The 15,952-nt window shown below is 65.2% G+C and carries 16 protein-coding genes; 4 read left to right on the forward strand and 12 right to left on the reverse strand.

Translation table 11 applies throughout. The features are described 5' to 3' along the window. The first annotated feature begins 3 nt into the window (after nt 1–3). Nucleotides 4–651: an MAPEG family protein gene (locus tag ACFSX5_RS07415; RefSeq protein ID WP_386832637.1), complete on the forward strand. Its 648-nt coding sequence runs from the start codon at nt 4–6 to the stop codon at nt 649–651. 6 nt (nt 652–657) lie between these two features. Here ACFSX5_RS07415 and ACFSX5_RS07420 read toward each other — a convergent pair whose 3' ends face one another. The 7 genes from ACFSX5_RS07420 to ACFSX5_RS07450 form a co-directional block, all read right to left on the reverse strand. After that, entirely contained in the window at nt 658–951 is a 294-nt protein-coding gene (locus ACFSX5_RS07420) for a YkvA family protein (RefSeq protein ID WP_386832638.1), read from the reverse strand. 64 nt (nt 952–1,015) lie between these two features. Further along, entirely contained in the window at nt 1,016–3,547 is a 2,532-nt protein-coding gene (locus ACFSX5_RS07425; RefSeq protein ID WP_386832639.1) for a methyl-accepting chemotaxis protein, read from the reverse strand. Between the two features lie 240 nt (nt 3,548–3,787). After that, entirely contained in the window at nt 3,788–4,177 is a 390-nt protein-coding gene (locus ACFSX5_RS07430) for a response regulator (RefSeq protein ID WP_386832640.1), read from the reverse strand. Between the two features lie 129 nt (nt 4,178–4,306). After that, complete coding sequence (locus ACFSX5_RS07435) at nt 4,307–5,356, reverse strand: protein-glutamate methylesterase/protein-glutamine glutaminase (RefSeq protein ID WP_386832641.1); 1,050 nt, start codon at nt 5,354–5,356, stop codon at nt 4,307–4,309. Next, nucleotides 5,353–6,201 carry a CheR family methyltransferase gene (locus ACFSX5_RS07440; protein WP_386832642.1) on the reverse strand — a complete coding sequence of 283 codons (849 nt, stop codon included), beginning with the start codon at nt 6,199–6,201 and terminating at the stop codon, nt 5,353–5,355. The genes ACFSX5_RS07435 and ACFSX5_RS07440 overlap by 4 nt, the downstream gene beginning before the upstream one ends. A 41-nt stretch (nt 6,202–6,242) precedes the next feature. Then, on the reverse strand, nt 6,243–7,754 hold the full coding sequence (locus tag ACFSX5_RS07445; RefSeq protein ID WP_386832643.1) for a methyl-accepting chemotaxis protein: 1,512 nt from the start codon (nt 7,752–7,754) through the stop codon (nt 6,243–6,245). A 138-nt stretch (nt 7,755–7,892) separates the two neighbouring features. Then, nucleotides 7,893–8,474, reverse strand: coding sequence for a chemotaxis protein CheD (locus ACFSX5_RS07450; RefSeq protein ID WP_386832644.1), 582 nt, complete (start codon nt 8,472–8,474; stop codon nt 7,893–7,895). 165 nt (nt 8,475–8,639) lie between these two features. Between ACFSX5_RS07450 and ACFSX5_RS07455 the strand changes: the two genes are divergently transcribed. After that, nucleotides 8,640–8,996 carry a hypothetical protein gene (locus ACFSX5_RS07455; RefSeq protein ID WP_386832645.1) on the forward strand — a complete coding sequence of 119 codons (357 nt, stop codon included), beginning with the start codon at nt 8,640–8,642 and terminating at the stop codon, nt 8,994–8,996. A 12-nt stretch (nt 8,997–9,008) separates the two neighbouring features. Here ACFSX5_RS07455 and ACFSX5_RS07460 read toward each other — a convergent pair whose 3' ends face one another. From ACFSX5_RS07460 to ACFSX5_RS07480, 5 genes are all read right to left on the reverse strand, one after another. Further along, nucleotides 9,009–9,416 (reverse strand): response regulator, encoded by a 408-nt coding sequence (locus ACFSX5_RS07460; protein ID WP_386832646.1) that lies wholly within the window; start codon nt 9,414–9,416, stop codon nt 9,009–9,011. Nucleotides 9,417–9,603: 187 nt separating this feature from the next. Then, complete coding sequence (locus ACFSX5_RS07465) at nt 9,604–10,098, reverse strand: chemotaxis protein CheW (protein ID WP_386832647.1); 495 nt, start codon at nt 10,096–10,098, stop codon at nt 9,604–9,606. Between the two features lie 52 nt (nt 10,099–10,150). Further along, nucleotides 10,151–12,502, reverse strand: coding sequence for a chemotaxis protein CheA (locus ACFSX5_RS07470; RefSeq protein ID WP_386832648.1), 2,352 nt, complete (start codon nt 12,500–12,502; stop codon nt 10,151–10,153). Nucleotides 12,503–12,542: 40 nt separating this feature from the next. After that, nucleotides 12,543–12,911, reverse strand: a complete 369-nt coding sequence (locus ACFSX5_RS07475; RefSeq protein ID WP_386832649.1) for a response regulator — start codon at nt 12,909–12,911, stop codon at nt 12,543–12,545. Beyond that, entirely contained in the window at nt 12,908–13,198 is a 291-nt protein-coding gene (locus ACFSX5_RS07480; RefSeq protein WP_386832650.1) for an STAS domain-containing protein, read from the reverse strand. The genes ACFSX5_RS07475 and ACFSX5_RS07480 overlap by 4 nt, the downstream gene beginning before the upstream one ends. Nucleotides 13,199–13,352: 154 nt before the next feature. On the opposite strand from ACFSX5_RS07480, the gene ACFSX5_RS07485 reads away from it, so the two are divergent. Both ACFSX5_RS07485 and ACFSX5_RS07490 read left to right on the forward strand, forming a co-directional pair. Next, nucleotides 13,353–14,672 carry an NAD(P)H-dependent oxidoreductase gene (locus ACFSX5_RS07485; RefSeq protein ID WP_386832651.1) on the forward strand — a complete coding sequence of 440 codons (1,320 nt, stop codon included), beginning with the start codon at nt 13,353–13,355 and terminating at the stop codon, nt 14,670–14,672. A gap of 74 nt (nt 14,673–14,746) precedes the next feature. Beyond that, nucleotides 14,747–15,556 carry a siderophore-interacting protein gene (locus ACFSX5_RS07490; RefSeq protein WP_386832652.1) on the forward strand — a complete coding sequence of 270 codons (810 nt, stop codon included), beginning with the start codon at nt 14,747–14,749 and terminating at the stop codon, nt 15,554–15,556. The last annotated feature ends 396 nt before the right edge of the window (nt 15,557–15,952 follow it).

Below are 15,952 nucleotides of genomic sequence, written 5' to 3' on the forward strand. Positions count from 1 at the left end.
CGGGTGAGCGGCGGGCCGGCGAACCTCAGCACCGTGGCGGCCAGCCGTCGCCGCATGCTGGTCAGTGCGATCGTCGTCGTCCCTCCGGCTATCCTGGTATGGCTCGGGCTCTATCACTACTCACCCGAACCGGTGAGTTTCGCCGATCCTGCTGGCCGGCTAGGCTTTGCGTTCGGCTGGATCGCCGTTGCCACGCTGCTGACGCTGGTCAGCGGCATAGAGGCGGTGGCGCATGAGCGGCTGTTCACCCCGGCCATCGACCCGCTCGCGGGTGCCGAGAGCCGGCGACTCAAGATCAATCTAAGATTTCTGCAGAATACGCTCGAGCAGTTGGCGATATTCGCGCCGGGTCTGCTGCTCCTCGCCTGGTACGCGGCCGATACAGCGGAACTGCGCGCCGTTACCGCCACCGCAATTGTCTGGATCGCCCTGCGCTTCGTGTTCTGGGTCGGCTATCACCGGTCGCACGAGCTGCGCACTCCGGGCATCCTCGGACTGGTGCTGTCGATGTCGGTGCTTTTGCTCGGCACCGCACACTTCGGCTACGAGTTCGGCGGCTGGCCCGGCGCCGTCCTGCCGATCGCCATTTTCGGCGGCATAGAGGCCTATCTCGTGCTGGTGGCCGTCCGCGCCGGGCGCGAACAGCTTTAGCAGCAGCTACATCCGACGGTAGCTCGTCTCCACCACGCCGCCGCGCGGTGCCCTGGCGTGCACCTTGGCCCGCACCGGCAGGCGCGACACGATCCAGCTTACCATCAGCGGCACCAGGATCAGGTCGTCGGCCCAGCCGAGGATCGGCAGCAGATCGGGAACGAGGTCGAACGGATTGACGAGGTAGAAGGCGACGAAGGCCGTCGCCACCTTGAGATAGAGCGGCGTCGCCGGAGAACGGAACGCCTGCCAGAGCAGCATCACTTCCTTGCGGAAGCGCAGGACACGGGGGAGGAGCATGTTCAACATGCTCCCTATGTGGCCCCGTCAGGGCCCGATTCAAGCACCGGACCCAATTCTGTGATCAGAACTCGTTCCAGTCCTTGTCCACCGCCGCATTGCCGTGGCTGAGATAGGATTTCGCCGCTGTTCGCAGCTTGTCCTGCAGGCCCCGCGCACCGGCGGCAAGGCTCTGCACCGCAGTCTGGCGGGCGGGCTCTGTCGATGGCCGACGCGTTTCCGCCGCCGCTGCTTCGGTCGTGAAGATGTCGACCACCCGATCGAGTTCGTTCGCCTGCGCCTCGGTCTGCTCAATGGCGGCGTTGATCTCTTCCACCAGCGCCGCGTTGTGCTGGGTCATCTCGTCCATGGTGCGGACGGCGGTGTTGACCTCATCGATCGCGGAAGCCTGTTCGCCGCTCTCGCGGGCGATCGAACCCATCAACTCGTTCGAGGACCGCGCGGCCTGCAGCATGGTCTCGAGCTTGGCGGCGGCGTCGGAAACGAGCTTGCTGCCGCTATTGACCTCGGTCGCCGACTGCTCGATCAGCACCTTGACCTCGTTGGACGCCTGGGCGGCCGACTGGGCGAGGCGCCGCACTTCCACGGCCACCACGGCAAAACCCTTGCCGGCATCGCCGGCCCGTGCTGCCTCGACCGAAGCGTTGAGGGCCAGCAGGTTGGTCTGGAAGGCGATGTCGTCGATCAGCCCGATGATGTTGCTGATCTTGGCCGAGGACTGGGTGATCCGCTCCATCGCCTCGGTCGCCTGGTGCATCACCTGACCGCCATCCTCGGCGGTGCGGGTCACCTGCGCGGCAACGCCGCTGGCTTCCTTGGCGCGCTCGGCATTCTGCAGCACGGTCGCGGCCAGCTGCTCCATGGTGGCGCTGGTCTCTTCGATGGTCGCCGCCTGCTTGGTGGTGCGCTCGGAAAGATCGTTCGCGCCCGACAGAATTTCCCCGGTCGCGCTCTTGAGCGTACGCGAGGTCTCCTTGAGCTGGCCTACCACTTCGGTGAGCTTTTCGGCCACCGCATTGGTATCGGCCTTGAGCTTGGCGAAGGCGCCGTGGAAGTCGCCATGCATGCGCTGGGTCAAGTCCGTGTCGGCCAATGCCGACAGCACCTGGCCGGTTTCGGTGATGCCACGATCCACGGTGTCCACCAACTCGTTGACCGAACGGGCCAGCGAGTTGAGTTCGGGATCCGGGAACTCGGTTTCCACGCGGCGACTGAAGTCGCCGGCAATTGCCGCGTCGACCACCACGCCGAAAGCGCGCTGCAGATCCTGCATCATGGCGGCGCGCTCGGCCTGGGTGCGCAACACCTGCGCCGCTTCGGCCTCGGTCATCTGCGCAATCCGGATGCCGTTCTCGCGGAACACTTCCACGGCGCGCGCCATGGCACCGATTTCGTCCTGGCGCTGGGCGCCACGCACTTCAACGTCGAGGTCGCCTTCCGCCAGTGCCTCCATGGTCGAAGTCAGCCGGCTGATCGGCTTGGTCAACGAGCGGGCGAACAGCATGCCCACCACCGCCGCGATGGCCAGCAGCACGCCACCGACGATCAGCGTCATGTTGCGCATCTCGACCACGGCGGCATAAGCCTCCTGCTCGGGCTGCACCGCCACTACCGCCCAGACGGTGTCGCCGACCGCAACCGGCTTGGCACGCACCACCATGGTGTCGCCGCGATAGTCGGTGCTGATACCTTCGACGCTCTCGCCCTCGAAGGCGCGGGTGATCACGTCCGAGGTCAGCGAGGTAACAAGCACGTCCGCCGCTTCGGTATGGCTCGAGTCGCTGCGCAACAGGCCGTCCTGGCCCACCACCACAACTTCACCGGTCCCGCCCAGTCCGGACAGGCCCTCGATCTGCGTGCTGACCGCAACCGGGGAGATGGAGAGCACCATCACCCCCGTGAATTCCTCGCCCTCATGCACGGGCATGGCGATGAAGCTCTCCACCGTGCCCGTGGGGCCGTAATTGGTGAAGTCGACAAAGGCGGCAGCACCCGGCGGCAAGTCCTTGGCGGCAGCGAAAGCTCGGCCGAGGCCACCAGATGCACTGGCCGCATCGCTCACGACGTTGCTGACGAAATCGGGGTTCTTGGCAACGGAATAGACCACGTCGCCGGCAGCGCTGATCAGCAGCACGTCGCTATAGTCCCGCTCCTGCATCAGCGTGCGGAAGCCGGGATGGAAGCGCTTGTGCGGCGCGTCATAGGTCGCGCCCTTGATGCCGACACTGTCGACCGACGCGCGGTCTTCAGGATTGGGGCTCTCGGTCCCATAAGCCGCCTGCAACTGCGGGGCGGCGCGGTCCTTGAGACCCATGCGCAGTTCGTCCAGTGCGCGGGTCAGGCCCTTCATCGCCGCAACGGTATCGGAGCGCTGCACGAACAGCCTGAGGTCGACCTCCGCGCTATGATAATAGTCGCTGACCATCACGCTGGCGGTGTTGAGCGCCGCCTGCATCGACTGGTCGCGCTGTTCCTGCACCGTGCCGAGGCCGATGAAGTAGCTGGCAATGCCGACCCCGGCGCTGACCACCAGGGCCGACCCCACCAGTGCCAGCGGCAACTTCTGTGCGATCTTCAACTGCGGCAGCAAACGCATCCTATCACTCCGTGTGACTTGTCCCGGCCGCCGCTTCTGCGGCGCGCCATCGGCGTCTACCCGAGACAAGGAAATTCCCCCACCGGCAGAAACCGGCACCGTTGCAACGATATACGTCGTCGACTTAATCAGTCCTTACGGGGTGTGGCGCCGTGCCCGCTTTTTCGGCACCGTGCCTCCAAAATGCATCGAGGCCGCCCTTGCGGACGGCCTCGCTCGAATCCGGTACGACTACTGACCTCAGGTCAGCGCCCCGATCACCGCCTCGATCCGCTTCTTCATGGTCGAAGCGTCAAAGGGTTTGATGATGTAGTTGTTCACGCCGAACGAGATGGCTTCCTTCACCTGCTCCTTGTCGGAGCGGCCGGTGGCCATGATGAAGGGCATCGACTGGGTGCGCGGATGCTTGCGGATGACCTTGAGCAGGGTCAACCCGTCGATGTCTTCCATGTTCCAGTCGGAAATGATCAGGTCGACATTGGTTTTTTCGAGCTTGCCCAGAGCGTCACGGCCGCTCTTGGCCTCGATGATGTCCTTGAAGCCCAGCTGAGTGAGAATGTACTTGCATATCCCGCGCATGGACTGCTGGTCGTCGACGACGAGGACGCTGAGAGCGCTGGCTTTGGGCATGGTCTCGTATACACCTTCTTGGCGCCACGGAGCCGGCTTGCGGCCCCGTTCCTTCTGTGTCTGAAGTCTAGAAGGGCAAGCGTTACAAATCTCTCAATCCGGCCCTGGGCATTGCATGCCTCGGCCCGGTCAGGCCGCGGTCTTGAGCCGTACAAGGGCGTTGGCCAACCGGCCGGCGATCGCTTCGAGCGGCGCCTGTTCCACCACCGCACCCTCCTCGAAAGCGACCCGCGGCATGCCGTAAACCAGCGCCGTGGCCTGGTTCTGGCCCACCGTATAGGCGCCCGCATCCCGCATCAGCTTCAGCCCTCGCGCTCCGTCCCGGCCCATGCCGGTGAGGATCGCGCCCACCGCCAGCGGACCAACGGTACGGGCCACCGATTCGAACAGCACATCGACGCTCGGTCGGTGCCCCGAGGCGAGGTCATCCTGCGCCAGCCGCGCCTTGAGCTGGCCCGAGCTGCGCTCGACCCGCAAATGGTAGTCACCACGAGCCACATAGGCGTGGCCCGCGACGAGCGGCATGCGATCGGCAGCCTCCACCACCGTGAGCGCGCAGAGCTCGTCGAGCCGTGCCGCGAAGCGATTCGTGAAACCAGCCGGCATGTGTTGGGCGATGACCACAGGCGGGCAGTCCGCCGGCAGCTCCGCCAGCACGGTGCGGATCGCTTCGACGCCGCCGGTGGACGCGCCGAGTGCGATCAGCGCCCCATTCGGTGCGGCCGCGGTCTTGATGGACATCCTGGGCGCGTCGGCCCGGCCGATGGCGCGCCCGCGCACATCCGACTTCGCAGCGGCCCGTATCTTGTCCCTCAGCCCTGCCCCGAAGGCCTCGATCCCGCCCTCGAACTCGGCGCTGGGCTTGGCGACGAAATCCACCGCCCCGAGTTCCAGTGCCAGCAAGGTCTCGCTCGCGCCTTTCTTGGTGAGGGTCGACACCATCACCACCGGCGTCGGACGCAGCCGCATCAGCTTCTCGAGAAAGGCGAGCCCGTTCATGTTGGGCATTTCGATGTCCAGCGTCACCACGTCCGGATCGAGCGCCTTGATCTTCTCGCGCGCATCGATCGGGTCGGTTGCCGTGCCCACCACCACGATATCGCCGTCGCGACTGAGCATCCGCGACAGCACCTCACGGATCAGCGCCGAATCGTCGACGACAAGGACCTTGATGCTCATGCGGCTGCTCGTTTGCGAAGGGGTTCACGCGATTGGTAGATGGTCTTGCCGACGAGGCGGAATCCCTCGCCGCCGGACCCGAGATTCTCGGAGTGCCCGATATAAAGGAACCCCTCCGGTGCGAGCATCCGGCCCAGCCGGCCGAACACCTCGCCCTGTGTGGGTTTGTCGAAATAGATTGCGACGTTGCGGCAGAAAATGGCGTCGAACGGCCCCTTCATCGGCCAGGGTGCGCTGATCAGGTTAAGGGGCTTGAACGAAACCAGCTCGCGCGCTGCGGCGGGCACGTGAATGCTGCCGTCGCCGGGACGCTCGAACAGCCGCTGCCGCTCGACGGAGAGCCCGTTGAGCTCGCTCTCGGGGTAGATGCCCCTCGCGGCCTTGGCGATCACCGCCGTGTCGATGTCGGTCGCCAGAATCCGGAAGTCCCACCGCTTCAGTTCGGGGTAGACCGACAGCAAGTCCATCGCGATCGTGTAGGGCTCTTGTCCGGTGGAGCACCCCGCCGACCATATCCGCAGCCGCGCGCCACGCGGGCGCTCCGTCATCAGCGTGCCCACATAGGAACGCAGATGCTCGAAATGGTGGTCTTCGCGATAGAAGCGCGTAAGATTGGTGGTCAGCGCGTTGACGAAGTTCTGGCCGTCCTCGGCAGTGCCGCCACGCTCGAGATAGTCGAGATAGGCATCGAAGCTCGGCAGCCCGAGCGCCCTGACGATCTTGCTGAGACGGGACACCACCAGCGTGCGTTTGGCTTCGCTGAGCGAGATGCCGGCCACCTGGTAGACACGAGCCTTGACGCGGCTGAACTCGCGATCGCTGAGGGAGATTTCTCCCGGTTCCATACTGGCCTACCCCGTTCCGCCGCCTTCTGCCGCGTGCGCTTTCAGGAAGCGCGTGCCAACTGCTCCGGCTGTTCTGCCGGTGCCGCGCCGAGCGCCATCATCCGCCCGCCGAGTTGCTTCAGCGAAGCCTCCCCGCCTTCCAGCGTGATGGCGATCGTATCGGTCTCATTGCTTAGATTGCGTAAATGGTCCTCGAGCTCGGCGACCATTTTCTGCAGTCCCTCCGCCTCGCTCACTCCCGCTTCCGCCTGTGCCCGCCCGCGGCCGACAGCGGCGCGGATGTCCTTGGCGGAACGGTTGCTCAGTTGCGCCAGTTGCCGCACCTCGTCCGCCACCACGGCAAAGCCCGCTCCTCTCTCACCGGCACGCGCCGCCTCAACCGCCGCATTCAAAGCCAGGAGGTTGGTGCGGAAGGAAATGTCCTCGATGGTGGCGACCATCTGGTCGATCTGCGCGGTGATACCGTTGATCTCCCCCATCGCCGCACCGACCCGCCGCGCTGCAAGATCGGCATCTCCGGCGAGTTCCCGCGCCTTGCGGCCGCGCAGGGTCGCCCGTCGCAGGCGATCGGCGCCATCGGCAAGCACCAGGCCACCCTGCATCACCTCGGCGCCACCCTCGCTGACCAGCGCTCCGAGTTCCCCGGCCCGCGCCTCGAAGGTTTCCACCAGCTGTGCCACCCGCTGCAGACGCCGCTCCACCGTGCTGCGCTGCGCCCTTTCGTCCGAGAGCTGTGCCGCGAGCGATCGCGCCTGCTCGCCCAGCCGCTTGCCGATCTGTCCAAGCGGTCCGGAAAGAGCGTCCGGCAGATCGCCGCCAGCCGCCACTTCCGCCAACCGGGCCAGGTGATCGTCCAGTCGCGCCATTCCGCTATTGAGGGCCGCGAGCGCCCGCTGGCCTTGCACCGCAGTTTGCTGGAAGCGAAAGCTTGTCTGTCCGGCGCCAATGGCCGTCGCCACCGCGTCGAGATCATCATCCTCGATATAGCTGCCTGCCGGCTCGAGCTCGATCAGCGAGCGGGAAGCCGTGAGGTCGTGCCGACGCATCTGGAAGCGCCGGCCACCGAGCGTCACCAGCGCCTCCTCGGGCGCCCCGCCGCCAGCCTCAAGGTAGCCGGCGCCGAACAGGCCATTCAGCGTCCCGCCTTCACCGGCGTCCGGAGCCAGCTGGCCCAGTCCCGCGCTGGCTGCCAGCACCCTGCCGCCCTCGTCGACCACCGCCGCGGGCAGTCGCATGCTGGCGATGGCCGCCTTGAAGGTATGCGCCTTCTCGAGCCGCTTACCCATGCGGCTCACGATGCCGGCGATCGTCAGCGGCTCGTCGGGATGTTCACTTAGCCCGGCGGCCAGTGCCAGGGCTGCCAGTGCTTGCTGCTCCTGCCGTTCTGCCATGACCGCCAGAGCCATGGTACCGGCAGCGGCAAGCCCCACCAGGCTGCCTGCCATGGTCATGAACGCTGTCCCGGGACCGATGGCGAAGAACATCCCGCCGCTCACGGCGGCGGCACCGACCCAAATGCCATTGCTGATCAGTGCCTGGTTCAACCGGACCATGGGGTAGGGCCAACGATCGCAACGGGGGCTTTGAACATGAAGGCAAAGTAAACCTTCATGGTTAACCAACCCTTTCAGGTCGTCGCGACCGGAAACATCTGCTTGATCGATCTTGTCCGAAGATGAACGGCTCGGCGCCTAGAACAGTTCGATGTCGTCGGCGGGCACGGGAGCGATAACGCGACGGCGGGCGAGTGCCATTTCTTCACGAGCCACCGAGGCGCCGAGATCGCTGTCGAGGCGCTTGACGAAGGCCCGTCCGGAATAGGGTTTGAACAACACACGGCGGGCATAGGTACCACCGACGTCCTCGCTGGTCGCCACATAGCCTTCGACCGACAGGAACTGGCGGATGAACTCGATGTTCTTGGCGCCCACGTCATCGAGGGCCGAATTGATCTTGCCGCCGCCGAAGATCTTGATTTCCAGGTTCTGCTTCTTGCCCGTGCCGCGGCTCAGCACCTTGTTGATCAGTTGCTCCATGGCGAAGGCGCCATAGCGGGCGGAGGCACCATAGCGATCCCGGGCCGAGCCGGATTGCTCGGCGAGCAGGAAGTGGTTCATGCCGCCGACATTGGCGACGCGGTCGCGCACACAGGCAGAGATGCAACTGCCCAGCACCGTCGAGAAGGTGACATCGGGCACATCGCCGACGTGGCAGTCCCCCTGGTGCACGGTGGTGACCACCCCGCGATCGAATTCGGGGGGGAGAGAATGCACCGCAACCATCTGACGCCTTTGTCGTACCCGGAACGCCCAGTATTTCCGATGCTACCGTCAACTCGTTAGCCAAACGCTAACCACGTCACGGCGCTGCGGAGGCTGGCAATAAGAGCTTTAGGAATACGCCCTAGGGTACCCGCAGTGGGCTCGGGATAGGTATCTATGTCTTTGCAGAAACTGGCGAGGGAATTGGACGAAACGGCGCGCCAGTCTTCTTCCATGCTGGAGGGGATCACCGAAGCGCTGGACGTTCTGGGAGACGATCAACTCGTCAGCAATCCCGCCGTCCGCGAAGCGGTCCAGATGATCATCACCGCAATCCAGGGTCAGGACCGGATCGAGCAGCGTTGCCGCAACATGGCTCTTGCAGTGCGGCAGTTCGCCTTGCTGCCTCCGTCTGCGCCACCGAGCGACTATGAAGAGATCTGGGCCGGGCTCACCCTGGATGAGCTTCGCGTTCCCGCCCTGTCCGGCATAGCAACAGTTCACCCCAGCCACGGCGAAGTCGAGCTGTTCTAGAGCTGCGGGCGCTCAGAGCGCCGGAGACGAGTCCTCGCTTTGGCCGGCGGAAGTCGCCTTGGCTGGTCGAGCTGCGAGAATTGCGGCGAGCAGTTCCTGTTCGTCCACCGGCTTGCGGATCCAAGCGGCCCGCCGCAGCCCGGGTCGGTCCTCCGGAGCATAGCCACTGACATAGACGAAGGGGATCGAGCGGGCGGCCAGTTCCTCCACCAGCTCTTCGCACCAGCCATCCCTCAGGTTGACGTCAACCGTCGCGAAGTCGATGGCCTTTTGCTCCAGCAACGCCAGGCACTGAGCGATGCCTGCTGCAATCTCCACCGTCGGCACGCCGTGGCGGCTGAAGGTTTCGGCAAGTTCCGAGGCGATGAAATACTCGTCCTCGATGATGAGCACCGAGTCGATATGGGAAAGGGCGTGCACGGCCGTCGTCCTTGGCGCAGCCGCTCCGGGGCGGAGCAACTCAATCCGAACAGGAACATCCGATGGACAGGGTGCAAATGAACGACGGGCAGCGCAGACCCGCTTAGCCAGATCAGACTACAGCAATCGCGCGGAAATAGATAGTGGCAGTTCCCGAAGCCGGGAACCGCCTGGTGGGCAGGGCCTGTTAGTTGTCCATCCGCGCGCCGGAGACCACCGCGTGCAGGTCGATCAGCCCGACCATGCGGCTGTCATGAGTGACGATGCCGTTGAGCAGTTCGGTGTCGATGGAGTTGCCCTCCGGCACGTTGTGGATGTCGTCCTTGGAAACGGTGAGGATGTCGCTCACGGCATCGACGAGGATGCCGATCCACTTGTCACCGACGCTCATCACCACCACCACATGGTTCTTGGTGGGCGAAGTGAGGCCATCGCCGAACCGGGCGCGAAGATCGAAGATCGGCACAATGGTGCCGCGCAGGTTGATCACCCCGCGCACGAATTCGCGCGTGTTCGGCAGCGGTGTCGCTCCGTTCCAGGCGCGGATTTCGCGCACGGTGGTGATTTCAACGCCATAGGTCTGTTCGCCGATCGAGAAGGCGATCAGCTGCAGCGAGTTCTGGCCCGCTACGGCAGTCTTGTCGGAGAGGTCGTCCCGCAGGTTCAGGGCTTCCATTTGCATCACGGCCTTTCTGCCGGCCTTCTGTCCGGCAACGCAAAATACCAGTCTCCGCTCACGCGGCGTTCTTGTGAATCTGCGTGGTCCTCAGCCCCTGCACGTCCACGATCAGCGCGACATTGCCGTCGCCCAGGATCGTGCCGCCGGCAATGCCGTCCACGCGTTCGAAGTTCTCTTCCAGCGATTTGATCACGACCTGCTGCTGGCCGATGATGTCGTCGACGATCAGCGCCAGCTTGTGGCTGCCTTCCGTCTCGCACAGCACCACGAACCGGTCGTCGGCCGGCAGGTCCGTCGGCAGGCCGAAGCGCTCGGCCAGGTCGACAACCTGCACATATTCGCCGCGCACCTGTAGCACCCGTCCGCCCGAAGGCACGCGCTCGAAGCTGGCGCGCGAGCACTGCATGGTTTCCACGATCGAAGAGAGCGGCACCACATAGGGCCCGGCGCCGACCTTGACCAGCATCACGTCGAGCACCGCCAGCGTCAGCGGCAGCCGGAGCGTCATGCGCGTGCCCTTGCCAGTCCAGGACCGGACATGCACCGAGCCGCCGATCTTCTTGATGTTCGACAACACCACATCCATGCCGACGCCGCGGCCGGAAATGTCGCTGACTTCCGAAGCCGTCGAGAAGCCGGGCGCGAAGATTAACTGGTCGATCTGCTCGTCCGTCGGCTGCTGGTCGGCAGCGACGATGCCCTTGTTCCGCGCCACCTGCAGCACGCGCTCGCGGTTGATGCCACCGCCATCGTCTTCCACCACGATCAGGATGTTGCCGCCGGCCTGCTCCGCGGACAGACGGATGGTGCCGCTCTCGGCCTTGCCCGCGGCAAGCCGGCGCTCCGGCGACTCGATGCCGTGGTCGGCCGAATTGCGGATCATGTGGGTGAGCGGATCGCTCAGCTGCTCGATCACCGTCTTGTCGATTTCGGTGTTCTCGCCAATGGTCTCGAGCTTGATCTTCTTGCCGGTCTTCTGCGCCAGTTCGCGCACCAGGCGCGGCATGCGGCTGAACACCGATTTCACCGGCTGGGCGCGGATCGCCATAACGGAGTCCTGCAGGCCGCGGGTGGTCTGCGCCAGCACTTCGAGTCCGCGCACCAGTTCGGTGTAGCGGGCCCTGAGCGTCTCATCCATCTGCTGGGTCAGCATGGACTGGGTGATGACGAGTTCACCCACCATGTTAACGACCCGGTCCACCTTGTCGAGGTCGACGCGGATCGACTGGACGCTCTGGCTGCGCCGCTCGTGCTCTTCGCCGTCGCTGACAGGGGCGGCGGCTGCCTTGGGCGGAGCGCTGGCGGGCACGCTGGGCTCTTCCGCCACCTCGGCAATGTTGGCCGGCGGCGCCACGGTTGCGACGAGGTCACTGAAGCTGAGCCCCGGCGGCTCGTCGAATGTATCCTCTTCGGCCTCGGCCTCCGGCGCCACATCCGGCACTTCGGAGCGGATCAGCGGATCCACGGCAGGCTTGCGGCCTTGCGTCGCTGCCACTTCCTCTTCCGACAGAGCAAGCAGGCTCGCGACATCGTAGCCGTCGTCGGCCGGCTCCGGCTCCGCTCTCACCGCGACCGAGCGCGGCACCGGCGCCACGGCACCGGCCCCGAGCTGGGTGATGGTGATGTCGCAGTCGCCGTCGACGAACTCGAACACTTCGCGGATCGCGGCTTCGGTCACGTCCGCGGACACCAGCGTGATTTCCCAACTGCAATAAACGGCGAAGGGCTCGAAATCCGATAGCGGCGGAATGTCGGACAAGACCGCCCGCACATGCATTTCGCCCAGCGCCGCCAGTTCCCGGAACAGCAGCAGCGGATCGTTGGCCCGTGCATAGAGCGCCCGGTGGGGCACGAAGCGGATTTCCCAGTGGCCGTCCTCGCCCTGGAGCGGCGGTGCCTCGAAGGCATCCTCCACCGGCGCTTCGCCGTCCATCAGTGCATCGAGATCGACGCGCACCGGCGTGAAGTCGATGTCGAACTCCTCGAGCGGTTCTCCGCCTTCGTCGTCGCTGGCAGCGGTTTCGCCACGCGCCAGAGCGTCGAAGCGAGCCTTTTCTTCCTGGCCGTAGTCGGCCGGCAGCGCCACGTCGTCCTGCGCCGCCTTCACATAGTCGGCGACGATGTCGTTGGCGCGGATGCACAGCGCCACGACGTCGTCGCTCATCTCGACGCGGCCGTCGCGCACATAGTCGAGCAGCGTCTCATAGGCATGCGCAAAGCCCACCAGCGCCGAAAAGCCGAAGGCACCAGCACCGCCCTTGATCGAATGGATCGCCCGGAACACCGCGTTCAGCCGGTCCGCGTCGCGCTCGCCCTCTTCGATGGCCGAGAACTGCTCTTCGAGTTCGGTGAGCAGTTCCGAGCATTCATCGAAATAGGTGGCTTTGAAGTCGTCGAGCTCGCTCATGCGGATAACTGCCCCACCCTTCTGGATGGCCCTGCCATAATCAGTGGACGACCCGGTGGATGACGCTGATCAGCTTCTCCGGATCGAACGGCTTCACGATCCAGCCCGTCCCCCCGGCGGCCTTGCCCTGGTCGCGCTTGTCCTGCGAGGTCTCGGTGGTGAGGATCAGGATCGGCAGGCTCTGGTACTGTCCGCTGGCCCGCACGTTCTTGATGAACTCGATGCCGTCCATCACCGGCATGTTGATGTCGGTGATCACCACGTCGACCTGCTCGCGGTTCAGCACATCGAGTCCCTGCTTGCCGTCCTCGGCCTGCAGCACCTCGAACCCGGCATTGCTGAGCGTATGGTGCAGCATCGCCAGTATGGTCCGTGAATCATCGACCGTGAGAACCCGCAAACTCGTCATTGTTCCATCATCCCTGAAAACTGGGCCCCAAGGCCCAGCCGCTCGATCGCAGTCGTCATGGCCGCGCTCGGCTGCTCAATTCTGAACTCGAATTGGTTTTTGCGTGAGGTTTCCGCGGCGCTGATCAGCATGAGCAGGGCATTGGTCGACACGCGCTCCACGGCGCCGGCATTCACCGTCACCGGTCCCTCCTCGATGGCGTCAATCAACCCGTCACGGATGCCATCCAGCGAGTCGAGATCGACGATCGCCGGCAGCGCGACGCTTTTCTTCGCCTTGCTGACCATGTGTGAGCTGCCCCCGGAGAAACTCTCCCGCCCGCAGTTTCCTCGGGAACGGTTTAAGAAGTGCTAAGCAGCCCCCGGTGCAGGCTTTTCCCTTGCGGTGGGAGCCGCGGCAGGGCTAACCCCGTTGTGCTTTTCCCGAGACTGGTTTGAGAACATGACCCGACCCATCGCCCTTACCGGGCTTGCCCGCGACCTGGCTGCCCGCGCCGACAGCGGCAAGCCAATCCGCGTCGGTGTGATCGGCTCGGGAGAGATGGGTACCGATCTCGTCACCCAGATGTCGCTGATGCGCGGCATCGAGATGGCTGCCGTCGCCACCCGCCGGCCGCACACCGCGCTCGATGCCATGCGCATCGCTTATGGCGAGGATACCATGGGCAAGGTGGTCGATACGCCGGCACAGGCTACCGCCGCCATCGAGTCGGGCAAGATCGCCATCACCAGCGCCGAAACCCTGGTCACCACTCCCAATATCGACGTCGTCATCGACGCCACCGGCAAGCCGGGCGTCGCCGCCGACTACGACCTTACGGCCATGGAGCACGGCAAGCACCTCGTCATGATGAATGTCGAGGCCGACGTCACTATCGGGCCCTATCTCAAGGCGCAGGCCGACCGGCTCGGCGTCGTCTACTCTGTCGGTGCCGGCGACGAGCCCAGCTCCTGCATGGAGCTGATCGAGTTCGTCACCGCGCTCGGCCTTCCCGTGGTCGCCGCCGGCAAGGGCAAGAACAATCCTCTCCGCCACGACGCTGTCCCCGACGACTACCGCGAGGAAGCCGCCCGCCGGAACATGAACCCCCGCATGCTGGTCGAATTCGTCGACGGCTCCAAGACCGCCGTGGAAATGACCGCCATCGCCAACGCCACTGGCCTCTTGCCGGACGTGCCCGGCATGCACGGGCCTCGCGCCGATCGTGACGACATGGTCAAGGTGCTGATCCCGAAGGAAGATGGCGGCATCCTCAACTCGTCCGGCGTGGTCGACTTCACCGTCGGCAAGGGCGTCGCGCCCGGCGTCTTCGTGATCGTCAAGGCCGAGCATCCGCGCATCATCGAGCGCATGGACGACCTGCATATCGGCCACGGGCCCTACTACGCCTTCTTCCGGCCCTACCACCTCACCAGCCTCGAAGTGCCGCTGACCTGTGCCCGCATCATGCTGACCGGCAAGACCGACATGGTGCCACTGCCAAAGCCGGTGGCCGAGGTCTGCGCCGTCGCCAAGCGCGACCTCGTCGCGGGCGAAATGCTCGATGCCATCGGCGAGACCTGCTATCGCTCCTACGCCATGGCCGCCACTGACGCCCGCAGCCAGGGCGCCGTTCCGGTCGGTCTGCTCGAAGGCGGCCGCGTCACCGCGCCGGTCAGGAAAGGCGAGCTGCTGACCACCGCCAACGCCCAGCCCGACACCACCACCCGCCTCTTCGCCCTCCGGCAGGAGCAGGACCGGATGCTGGGCCATTTGGCCTGAGGCGGAGCGGTTCCGACCGCTTGCGTTGCTGCGCCGACCATCATAAACCCTGACGTATTGGATCAGGATTAAGCATGACCACCGAGAGCATCGACCTGCGCGCGCCGCAGCGCATCCGCCACGAGACCCGCCAGCGCCTCTTGACCGTGACCGCCGTGACCGACGTAACCCCGCGCATGCGCCGGTTCACCTTCACGGGCGACATGCAAGGCTTCGCCTCCCCGGGTCACGCCGATCACATCAAGGCCTTCTTCTTCCCCGCAGGCGTCGAGCCCAAGCTGGTCCGCATCGGGCCAAACGGCGCCGAATATGCTCCCGGTGAGCGGCCGGAGATGCGCGATTACACCCCGCGCTATTGGGACGTCGAAAAGGGCACCATCGAGCTCGATTTCGTGCTGCACGGCGACGGCCCTGCTTCCACCTGGGCAGCCAATGCCGCTGTCGGCAGCAAGCTCGTCATCGGCGGGCCGCGCGGATCCGTCGTGGTGCCCATGGCCTATGACTGGTACCTGCTGGCCGGCGACGAAACCGCTCTGCCCGCCATCGGCCGCCGCATCGAGGAACTGCCGGCAGACGCTCATGCTGTTGCGGTCATCGAAGTGGAGAACGCGGCCGAAGAGCAGCAATTCCGCACCGCGGCGGCGCTCGACCTCCACTATGTCCACCGTAACGGCCGTCCCGCCGGCACCACCACTCTGGTGCTCGACCGCCTCCGCAGCCTCGATTTCCCGTCCGGCGACGCCTACGCCTATATCGCCGGCGAAGTCACCATGGCCCAGGCGATCCGCGCCCATCTCGCCGACCACCGCGGCTTCCGCCCCGACTACATCAAAGCCGCCGGCTACTGGCGCCTCGGCGTCGCCGACGCCCACGAGGACCACTAACGTCCTGGTCTGAATCTCTGCCCGAACGGCAAAGGCGGGGGTGCCATGGTTGCAATGTCTCGGGCCCTTCACCACCCTCGCCCCGATGTCACCCCCGCGAAAGCGGGGGCCCATCCTGAGATGCCTCAACGGCCGCCAGGTAGTGGTGCAATCCTCTCAACCTGAATTCCCGCTTCCGCGGGAATGACACTGAGCTTGTTCTGAGCTCACACACCCCCACCCATCCTCCCCCCGCAAGCGGGGAAGCGGTTGCATCGAGTTTGCCTCGGCATCCCGGCACCCACCGGCCCGTCCCTCCGCTCGCGGGGGCTTCGAGCCGGCCGAAGGCTAAATCGCTCCAGTGGGGCGATTTCAGGTGAGAAGCCATGAGGGCTACGTCCGAATGGCCCTGGTGTC

Source organism: Devosia albogilva (assembly GCF_042685625.1).
Taxonomy (GTDB): domain Bacteria; phylum Pseudomonadota; class Alphaproteobacteria; order Rhizobiales; family Devosiaceae; genus Devosia; species Devosia albogilva.

Excerpts from the sequence above, each read along its gene's own strand:
- ACFSX5_RS07455 (WP_386832645.1), top strand. The coding sequence starts at position 8,640 with ATGTCTTTGCAGAAACTGGCGAGGGAATTGGACGAAACGGCGCGCCAG.
- ACFSX5_RS07435 (WP_386832641.1), bottom strand. The coding sequence starts at position 5,356 with ATGAGCATCAAGGTCCTTGTCGTCGACGATTCGGCGCTGATCCGTGAG.
- ACFSX5_RS07485 (WP_386832651.1), top strand. The coding sequence starts at position 13,353 with ATGACCCGACCCATCGCCCTTACCGGGCTTGCCCGCGACCTGGCTGCC.
- ACFSX5_RS07425 (WP_386832639.1), bottom strand. The coding sequence starts at position 3,547 with ATGCGTTTGCTGCCGCAGTTGAAGATCGCACAGAAGTTGCCGCTGGCA.
- ACFSX5_RS07465 (WP_386832647.1), bottom strand. The coding sequence starts at position 10,098 with ATGCAAATGGAAGCCCTGAACCTGCGGGACGACCTCTCCGACAAGACT.
- ACFSX5_RS07440 (WP_386832642.1), bottom strand. The coding sequence starts at position 6,201 with ATGGAACCGGGAGAAATCTCCCTCAGCGATCGCGAGTTCAGCCGCGTC.
- ACFSX5_RS07470 (WP_386832648.1), bottom strand. The coding sequence starts at position 12,502 with ATGAGCGAGCTCGACGACTTCAAAGCCACCTATTTCGATGAATGCTCG.
- ACFSX5_RS07445 (WP_386832643.1), bottom strand. The coding sequence starts at position 7,754 with ATGGTCCGGTTGAACCAGGCACTGATCAGCAATGGCATTTGGGTCGGT.
- ACFSX5_RS07420 (WP_386832638.1), bottom strand. The coding sequence starts at position 951 with ATGCTCCTCCCCCGTGTCCTGCGCTTCCGCAAGGAAGTGATGCTGCTC.
- ACFSX5_RS07475 (WP_386832649.1), bottom strand. The coding sequence starts at position 12,911 with ATGACGAGTTTGCGGGTTCTCACGGTCGATGATTCACGGACCATACTG.
- ACFSX5_RS07490 (WP_386832652.1), top strand. The coding sequence starts at position 14,747 with ATGACCACCGAGAGCATCGACCTGCGCGCGCCGCAGCGCATCCGCCAC.
- ACFSX5_RS07480 (WP_386832650.1), bottom strand. The coding sequence starts at position 13,198 with ATGGTCAGCAAGGCGAAGAAAAGCGTCGCGCTGCCGGCGATCGTCGAT.
- ACFSX5_RS07430 (WP_386832640.1), bottom strand. The coding sequence starts at position 4,177 with ATGCCCAAAGCCAGCGCTCTCAGCGTCCTCGTCGTCGACGACCAGCAG.